This window comes from Bacteroides sp. 2201st1_D9_2201SCRN_220225 (assembly GCF_040928965.1).
In the GTDB taxonomy this organism is placed as follows: Bacteria; Bacteroidota; Bacteroidia; order Bacteroidales; family Bacteroidaceae; genus Bacteroides; species Bacteroides stercoris.
On the sequence record NZ_JBCODG010000010.1, the window covers coordinates 83330 to 92858 of the forward strand.

The 9529-nt window shown below is 45.0% G+C and carries 4 protein-coding genes; all 4 read left to right on the plus strand.

Annotation, left to right across the window (positions count from 1 at the left end):
* Positions 1-803 precede the first annotated feature (803 nt).
* Genes AB5903_RS05075 through AB5903_RS05090 form a run of 4 tightly spaced genes read left to right on the plus strand, consistent with a single transcriptional unit; the run spans position 804 to position 9363 of the window.
* Positions 804-4112 (plus strand): TonB-dependent receptor, encoded by a 3309-nt coding sequence (locus AB5903_RS05075; protein WP_005656111.1) that lies wholly within the window; start codon positions 804-806, stop codon positions 4110-4112.
* Between the two features lie 27 nt (positions 4113-4139).
* Positions 4140-5954, plus strand: coding sequence for a RagB/SusD family nutrient uptake outer membrane protein (locus AB5903_RS05080; protein WP_005656112.1), 1815 nt, complete (start codon positions 4140-4142; stop codon positions 5952-5954).
* A 39-nt stretch (positions 5955-5993) separates the two neighbouring features.
* Positions 5994-7943 carry a DUF5006 domain-containing protein gene (locus AB5903_RS05085; RefSeq protein WP_272709902.1) on the plus strand — a complete coding sequence of 650 codons (1950 nt, stop codon included), beginning with the start codon at positions 5994-5996 and terminating at the stop codon, positions 7941-7943.
* A 52-nt stretch (positions 7944-7995) separates the two neighbouring features.
* Entirely contained in the window at positions 7996-9363 is a 1368-nt protein-coding gene (locus tag AB5903_RS05090; RefSeq protein WP_016661093.1) for a PL29 family lyase N-terminal domain-containing protein, read from the plus strand.
* Positions 9364-9529: the final 166 nt, after the last annotated feature.

A 9529-nucleotide genomic window follows, 5' to 3' on the forward strand; every position in this document is an offset into this window, starting at 1 on the left:
CTTGTTGTTTCTGAGCGAATTCTTAATTTTTCCTGTTCTCGTCTTCGGAAAGCAACGGGAGAAATAAGGCCGTCAATAGCTTTAAACAGGATATTCTCTTATGCGTTTTGTCTTTGTATATGTACCAAAACCTCGTTTTGTAATTGCGGGCTCTCCGGTTGCCGGTTGCGGGCCGTACGGTTGCCAACTGCGGGCTCTTCGGTTGCCAATTGCAAAACGAGGAAAAGAAACAGGTATAGCGATATTATGTATGAAGCTTTGCGGTATTATATATAAGGCATTGTTGTATTCCGTACCGGAGATAACCGGCATGAAATGTGGTAAAAAACAAAGAAAACAAGGTATAATCAGTTTTCTGTCGATAAGTGTCAAATGCTTGTATTACAGGTGATTGGTGTGGAAAAGTGCAAAAAAAGGGTGATGACCAAGTATTTGTCGTCACTTGTCATAACGCTTCTCATCACCAATCAACTTGTACATTATCAGTTGGTTAAGTGCAAAAGTGACGAGTGATGACTGATTAATCAAAATATCGGTTTCTATACTTGAGTGTGTTTTTCGGTATATCACACATTCCAATGACTGGTTGGTATGTCAGATTTGTATTGCTCTAAAGTCATTGGCGCAATCTTAAAAAAGGCTCTACAGGTATGTACAGATGTATGTTAGTTAAATTTGGAAATAGAAATAGTGATAATTGAACATCTGTTTTTACGGCATGATTTACATTTGTCCGTGGGTTTACAGGACATAAACCTGATAACCGAATTACCTTATAAATTTAATATTATGAAGAATTGCTTATGAAAAAGATTTGTTTCGTTTTTCTATTGCTCCTTACGTTGATTCCTTTAGGAGTATCCGCACAGCAACAGATGATTCAGGGGCGCGTTCTCGACGATAAAGGCGAGAGTATTATTGGCGCATCTGTTTCCGTTAGAGGTACAGTTACCGGTGGCATTACTAATTTGGACGGTGAGTTTTCCGTTGCCGGCAAAGTGGGGGATATGTTGACTATATCTTATATAGGATATACTCCGTTGGAGGTGAAGATTACCAAGCTGACCGGTAATGTCTATACGTTGAAAGAAGACTCCGAACTGTTGGAGGAAGTTGTGGTTGTCGGTATGGATAAGCAGAAGCGTAATACTATTACCGCTGCTGTGGCAACTGTGAAATCGGAAGCCATCACCAGCCGTCCGGTAACCGACCTGACCAGTGCTCTGCAAGGAAATGTTGCCGGTCTGAATTTTGCTTCGGATGCCGCTGCCGATGGAGTAGGTGGTGAGACGGGCGCTGAAATAAAATTCAATATACGCGGTGTCGGTTCCATTAACGGCGGCGAACCCTATGTATTGGTGGACGGCATCGAGCAGAGTATGCAGAATGTGAACCCTGCCGACATTGAAAGTATCAGTGTACTGAAAGATGCCTCGGCTGCTGCTGTTTACGGTGCACGTGCTGCGTATGGCGTAGTGCTGGTGACTACTAAAAGCGGAAAACAGGAGAAAGCGCGCGTTACCTATCGCGGTTCCGTTGGTTTCAGCTCTCCCATTAACATGCCGCAGATGATGAGCTCATTGGAATGGGCGAGGTATTCCAATTTGCGGGACGAGAGTATGGGACGTTCTCATCAGATTTCCGATGCAACTATTCAGAAAATGGAAGGTTTTATGCAGAATCCTTATTCTGCCGAGTTTCCCGGTATAGATGTCAATCAGTCGGGTGACGGTTGGGCGGCAGCCGATAATGCGCAGTATGCCAATACCGACTGGTTCGATTATTATTTCAAGGACCGTGCTATCCGCCATTCTCATAATATCAGTATACAGGGCGGTTCGGAAAAGACTTCTTATTATGTAGGTTTGGGTTATATCTACCAGGAAGGCTTGATGGATAAGGTGCAGGATGATTTGGAGAAGTATAATGTGAACACTAAGTTTTCCATACGTGCTACAGATTGGCTGAAGTTCAATTTCAATAATAATGTGTCGTTGAGTCTTTTGAAACGACCTTTGGCAAACCAGACTATTTTTTATGGAACGATAGCTAATATGTCGCCAAGCCGTGTCACGAAACTCCCTGTCGAGCAGGCGGAGTATTCCACTCCTACGTGGAACGAGCAACTTTATCTGCAAAAGGCGGGCTATAGCCAGAATCGGGTATCGGATGCAATGTCTTTTTCTGCAATTATCACTCCGCTGGAAGGACTGGAGTTTGTGGGCGAGATGAAAGCCCGTTTGGACGTAGAGAACAATAGTTTCGAGTTGCGTAAAGGTAATTATGCGTTGCCTAATGGTTCTGTAATGGAAGTATCGGGCAATAAGCAGGGATACCATTATCCCGGTATGAAGTGGCAGAATACCCAGTTCGGTTCGCTGACGCGCGGCAGTGTGTTCAATTACTATCTTTCGCCCAGTGTGACCGGTGCCTATACCCGTCAGTGGGGCGATCATTTCTTCAAGGGGATGGCAGGCTTTCAGATGGAATTGCAGGAAAACTCCAGTGAGTATATGTATAAGGACGGTATGTTGAGCGAGGATATTTACTCTTTTGATAATGCCAATGGAACTCCCTATGCAGCCGAAGCTCGGTCGCATTGGGCTACAATGGGTATGTTTGCCCGCCTTAACTGGAACTACCGGAATATCTATTTCTTGGAGTTCAGCGGACGTTACGATGGATCATCCCGTTTTGCTCCGGACAATCGTTGGGGATTTTTCCCATCTTTCTCTGCCGGCTACGATATTTCACGTACGCCTTATTTTACCAAACTTAACCTGCCGGTGTCACAGCTTAAAGTACGTGTGTCCTATGGTCGTCTTGGCAACCAAAACGGTGCGGGGCTTTATGATTATCTCGGCGTGATGACACTCGACCCGAACAACGTGAATGCGTGGTTGTTGCCGGGTACAGGCAATAAACCCGCCAAAGGAACCATTTCGCTTACACCGAAAATGATAAGTCCCTACATTACTTGGGAAAAGGTGGATAATGCCAATATCGGTTTGGATTTGATGCTGTTCGATGACCGTCTTTCCGTAACGTTCGATGCTTATCAGCGCATGACGAAAGATATGATTGGCCCGGCCGAAGCTATTCCTGCCGTCAGCGGCATTGTACCGGACGACCGTGCAAAGATAAACAATGCCACTTTGCGTAACCGTGGTTGGGAACTTTCCGTCAACTGGCAGGATAAGTTGAAATGCGGGTTCAGCTATGGGATAGGTTTTAATTTGTTCGATTATAAGGCTGTTGTAACCAAGTATAATAATCCGGAAGGTATCATTTATAATAATCATACCGGTTTGGCGCGTAATAAAGGATATTATGAGGGTATGGATATCGGCGAGATATGGGGATTCGTGGCCGACGACCTTTTCATGACCAACCGGGAAGTGGACGATTACCTTCAGAGTAAGGACCTCTCTTTCTTTAAGGCAGATAATCTGTGGCAGGCAGGTGACTTGAAGTATATCGATGTCAATCGCGACGGGAAAGTGGATCCGGGAAAAGGTACGTTGGACGACCACGGCGACTTACGCATCATAGGTAACACCACTCCTAAATATTCTTTCGGTATCAATCTGAAAGCGGGCTACAAAGGTTTCCAGGTTTCTACTTTGTTCCAAGGTGTGGGTAAACGCGATTTCCCGTTGGCGGGCAGTACTTATCTGTTCGGCGGAAAGAACTACTTCAAGGAACATCTGGATTATTTCAGTCCGCAGAATCCCGATGCCTATCTGCCTCGTCTGGCCGATCCGAAGACAGACGATTACAGAGTAAATGCCGGGTATAATACTACTCGTTATATGGTGAATGCGGCTTATATGCGTATGAAGAACCTTACGGTATCCTACACATTCGACAAGAAGATGCTCAAGGCATTGCGCCTGGAGAATTTACGTCTTTATTTTACTTGTGATAATTTGTTTACCATTACCTCATTGCCCAAGTCGTTCGATCCGGAAACTCTGAATCAGGTGAATACATGGGCGGGCGGTAGCAACGATACGGCTCCGGGACTGACATCCGCTGCCAATGAGAACGGTAACGGTAAGGTATATCCCATGAACAGAAACTTTGTGTTTGGTATTGATTTCACATTTTAACTAAGTATTGGTAACAGAATAAAGAGTATGAAAAAAACTTATTTATATATTGCATTACTAATGGGAGCAAGCACGCTGTTTTCATCGTGCTCCGACTTCCTGGACAGAGAACCGATAACTGCACCGAATAATGAATCGTTCCTTTCGGGCGAATCACAGGTACGCGGCTATATCAACGGCTTGTACACGGCATTACCTTCCTTGCAGAAATTCGGAATGGGAGTGCGCGGTGAAGAGAAAAACAGCGATAACATCCTGTCCGAAATTTACGATAGGCGCCTGAATGGCGAAGAAACGGTATTTTCCAGTAATCAAGCTTGGGAAACCGGTTATAAGAACCTGCGCAATGTCAATTATTTCTTTCATTACTATAAAGTACCCGAGAATCTGGAAACGGAAGAGATTAAATCGCTGATTGGCGAAGCCTACTTTTTGCGGGCCTATTGGCATTTTGTGCAACTGAAGAAGTTCGGAGATATTCCCGTGATGGATGCTTTTTGGGATGAGAACGCTACTATCGCCGGATTGCAGATTCCGCAAAAAGACCGCAGCGAGGTAGCAAAATTCATTCTTGAGGATTTGGATAAAGCGAAGGATTTACTGTTCGACCGTAGCAAATATGCAGGATTGCGTATTTCAAAAGAGGCGGCTATGATGCTTGCCATGCAAGTAGCGCTTTATGAGGGTTCTTGGGAAAAATATCACAAAAACGATGCCTTTGCAGCCGATACGGACCAATCCGAGTACTTCTTCAATGAAGTGCTGCGTTGGGGCGATATGTTGCTTAACAGCGGATTGCAACTGAACACCAGGGATACGGATAAAGATGTGGTGAATCCGGGAGATGCTTACGGACGTCTTTTCAATCAGAAAGACTATTCCAATGTCACTGAAGCCATTTTTTGGAAACAGTACTCTATTACGGAAGGTGTGTTTCATGCCTTGAGCGGATTACTTGCCGGCGGTGTGGTTGACCAGAACGGTCCTGCCGGGGTATCGGGTGAATTGGTAAATACATATCTTAGTGCAGACGGAATACCTGTTGACCCGAATGATGAAAAATTCAAGGATTTCAATGAAACTTTCAAAAATCGCGATTTGCGTCTTACGGAAACTGTGATGAGTAGCGGCTATAAATTCAAATCGACTATCACCGGCTCCAGACCATTGAATGTGCAGGATGTAGCTTCCGATGCCAAAGGTATCAATCCCCCTTTCCTGACGAGTGACGGCAATGCCAAGAACGTGACGGGATATCATATACGACTTGGAGTGGATACTACCTATGTGCAGGGAGATTCGGAAGTTGGGTTGGTTATTATGCGTTATGCCGAAGCGTTGTTGAGCTATGCTGAGGCAGCGGAAGAATTGGGTAAGTGCGATGATGCCGTACTGGAAAAAACACTGAAGCCTTTGCGCGAACGTGCCGGAGTGAAGTATGTGAAGCCTGTGACTGTCGATCCTAATTTCACAGACTATGGGTACGCGTTGACGCCCGTTCTTCAGGAGATTCGTCGCGAGCGCCGTGTGGAGCTGGCGTTACAGGGCTATCGGTTGGACGACCTTATGCGTTGGGGCGGCGCCAAAGTTATTGTCAATAAGCGTGGACGAGGCGCTTATTTGGGAAAGGATGCGGTACTTTATAAATCATTCACCGAAGAGCAGCAATCGAAACTTACTACCATACTGACCGACGGTAGTCAATGGATGGATCCTTTGCAGGAACTGTTGCCCAATGGCTACCAATTTGTTGCCGGTCGTGATTACCTGCTTCCTATTCCGCCCAGCGAACTCAAGTTGAACAGGCAGATGAAGCAGAATCCCGGTTGGGGAGAAGAGTAAGAATATGATGCGGTTATTTAATTTTAGAAAGAACAGACCATGAAAAAGAGTAAGAATATATATTGCATATTGTTGTTTGCCGTGTTGGGCATTACCGGTTGTTCGGAGGAGAAGATGGCGCCGTTACCTGAACCCGTACCTCTGAGGATGAGCATTAATAGTACGGATTTGGTGATGGGTGAAACGCTGGAGATTACTTTTGATGTCACCGGTACGGACGAAGGTATGAAAGCGATGAATGAGGATGTAAGCATTAAACTGAGCGCCACTACGGAAAAAGGAGCGGTAGACCGCCTGTTGTTCGAAGGCTTTCCCACCGAAGTCGTTATGAAGCAGGGAGAAACGAGCAAGACTATTCCGGTACTTGTGAAAGAGGGGCTGAATAAAGAATATTCTGTCGAAATATCGGCTTTTGCACGTGGCTATAGAGTAGAGAATGCCTTGCAACTGCTCACCGTGAGCGATTATCATTATTCGCGCGTAATGATAAAAAACAATGCGGATAATACAGTGAAAGAGGGACAGAGTTTTATTTTGACAGCTTCCGTCAATTCTAAATTGAAGGACGACCTTACTATCGTTATTACGCCTGCGGAAGGTGTGGCCCGGCGTCTTGAGAACCTTCCCGAACAATTGGTGATTCCGGCCGGAGAGAGTTCGGTGGAGAGTGAGGCTATTATGATGATAAAAAGTACGGAAACCATTGCCGATGAAGATCTGAAGCTCACGTTCTCCACGATTCCGGTGGCAAGCCGTTATCCGTTGGTGGTAAATGAAATCATTATTCACAGAATAGATATCCATAAGGGTATGGATACGAAGATAAGGGATGAACGGTGGTTGTACGAGGATGCCGACCAACTCTTCGTGTCGCCTCAAAATGAAGATGCCGTGAAGAAATGGGGACAACTGAACTATGTGGTGATGAAAGAGGGTGACCCGCACCCCAACAGCGGCAATGTGCTGCCCGACGGTAAATGGAAGTTTTTCCGCGCTTATGAGTTTCATAAGATTGATGCCTGTCTCACGACGAAGGACAGTCCGATGGGCGATTATGTCAGTAAGGAATATCCGTTTGGCTTTGCCGACCAGAATACTGCTGCGGTAGAAAGTCAAGGTGCGGTGGATAATGCTAAGTATGCTTATGTAATGGATGAAGGCTATTTGCGTATGATGACATTGAAAGAGAGGGCTAAATCCGGTAACGGGGGTAAGGAATGGGATTATGGAACATCTGCATTCTATTCTTGTAAATTCATGCGCGGCAATGCCAATAGTACGGCATGGGCATCTTCCAATATCCGTATTTATCCGGGTATGCGCATTGAGACCCGTGCCCGTATCCGCGGTATGGAAAATAGCGGTATGCTGCCCGGTATCTGGCTGCAAGGCAATGAGCAGGTGGGTGGAAATGCCGAGTGGAATAACTGGCCTGATTTTGGAGAAATAGATGTTATGGAGAATAATAGCCGACACAATAATTTGGCATACAGGCGCGGGGTGGAACAAACTTTCCATTTTGGTGCTCCCACGCCGGGGACCAGTACCGGTGCCGGTGCTTATAATCCAACCAAAGCTGTCACGGAATTGGCTTCGGGCGGCAAGACCGGAGGTACTATTATAGACGAATTCCAGATTTATTGGGTAGAATGGATAGACGATGAAACCGTTGCCATAGGGACAAACGGTGTAGAAACGCTTCGGGTGACCAAAGCGATGACAGAACAGAATGGCGGTCGCTGGCCGTTCTCCTACAGTATAAACAGTGAAGGGTTGTATTACATCATCACGATGATGTTTTTGCACAAAGCAGAGCCGAATTTCGGTGCAACGGATATGGTGATGAGCTATCAGGCTGCACGGAATATCTTGAAAGTGAATCCGGATATAAAGATTCCCCGTATGGAAATAGACTGGGTGCGTTTTTATATAGACGATACTTATACGGATCATGAGATGCCTTATCGTAAAGACCTCATTTTGTATTAATGTACATAACAATGAAAAAAAGAAAGAACATTAACCTATAAAGAATAATAATATGAAGATTAAGACTATTTTGTGCACGTTGTGTGCAGTAACTGTGTTGGGTAGCTGTAGCTACGATGATGATGGATTGTGGGATGCGGTGAACGGTCAGGAAGAAAGAATTTCCGCATTGGAGAAATGGCAGAAGACGGTTGTAGACCAACTGAATTCTTTGCAAGGGATTCTTACGGCTACCGATTATGTGACCAATGTGGAAAAAGTGGAAAAGGATGGTGCGCAAGGGTATAAAATCTCTTTCCTGCACGCTAATGCTATTACGTTGTACTATAATGAAGACAGCGAGGTCAGTGGCGGAAGCGATGCTTCGGTTGGTGTGGCACAGGACGATAACGGTTATTATTGGACGATGAACGGCGAGCCTTTACAGATAGAAGGCAAGAAAGTATATGTGACAGAAGGAGGCGGAGCTTCATTAACGCCTAATGCCGGTAATCCTGAAATATTCGATTTGACAATTGGCGGAACCACGGTGACGGTAGACCAAAATGCAGTAGGTGCACATCCTATTAAAGAGGTGAAGGAAGAAAACGGCAGGGTGATTGTTACGTTGAATGACAATACAACGAAAGAACTGGTGAAGTGGGTGAACCTGAAAGATGCTTTGTCGGCAACGTATGAAGGCACCAACGGAACCGAGGTGACATATCCGATTGCCCTTGGAGCCGGACATATCATGAGAAAGGTAGACGAGACTCCTGCAGGGTGGACGATAAAGGTTACGGGAATAGGTGCTGATACTAAATTGATTGTTACTTATCCGTCAGGCGATGAAAGTGTAACGGTAGCTTTTCTGATTTCCGACGGAAATACGTTATCGGTTGTTCAGGAAGCGACATTTACATCAACAGCTACTCCCGGAATAGCTTGGACCACTGTTACTTATTCTACCAATACGCCGATAACGATTCCTCCCGGAACTCAAAATGTTAAGGTTACGGGTGATGCTTCTGCTTTAGCTCCAGCTGCATTTGCTACGAATATAACAAATCCTTTGAAAAGTACTGCCGATGTAGTAAATATTGACTTATCGGAAATTACTTATACTAAAGCATTTCCTTCCAACGCCTTTTATATGAATACCCCTTCCGTACCTGATACAGATAAAAATACTTCAATAGAAACTATAATTCTTCCTGAAGGAATCATTAATATATGGGGCTCTGCCTTTAAGAATTGCAAGGCATTGAAGAGCGTTACGGTTGGTACGGCGACAGATGTACCGGCACAGTATTCAGATACATGGTTTACCGGATGCGAGGCATTAGAATCGATATATGTACCGGCCGACAAAGTGGATACATATAAGGACTCATGGGATAGCAGTTTGACTGATTATATCAAGGCGATACCGGCCGACTAAGTTATAATCTGTAAGTATAATCAGAAACCCAAATGCCGGAAGGATGGGTGAATATCCATGCTTCCGGCATTTTACATATAAAAGGAAACCATTAGTGTCCCGTTAAAATGGGACGAGTTAAACAATTAATCAAAAAGCCCCGGAATCAGGGGATCATTTAGATCTT

Excerpts from the sequence above, each read along its gene's own strand:
- AB5903_RS05075 (WP_005656111.1), top strand. The coding sequence starts at position 804 with ATGAAAAAGATTTGTTTCGTTTTTCTATTGCTCCTTACGTTGATTCCT.
- AB5903_RS05080 (WP_005656112.1), top strand. The coding sequence starts at position 4,140 with ATGAAAAAAACTTATTTATATATTGCATTACTAATGGGAGCAAGCACG.
- AB5903_RS05085 (WP_272709902.1), top strand. The coding sequence starts at position 5,994 with ATGAAAAAGAGTAAGAATATATATTGCATATTGTTGTTTGCCGTGTTG.
- AB5903_RS05090 (WP_016661093.1), top strand. The coding sequence starts at position 7,996 with ATGAAGATTAAGACTATTTTGTGCACGTTGTGTGCAGTAACTGTGTTG.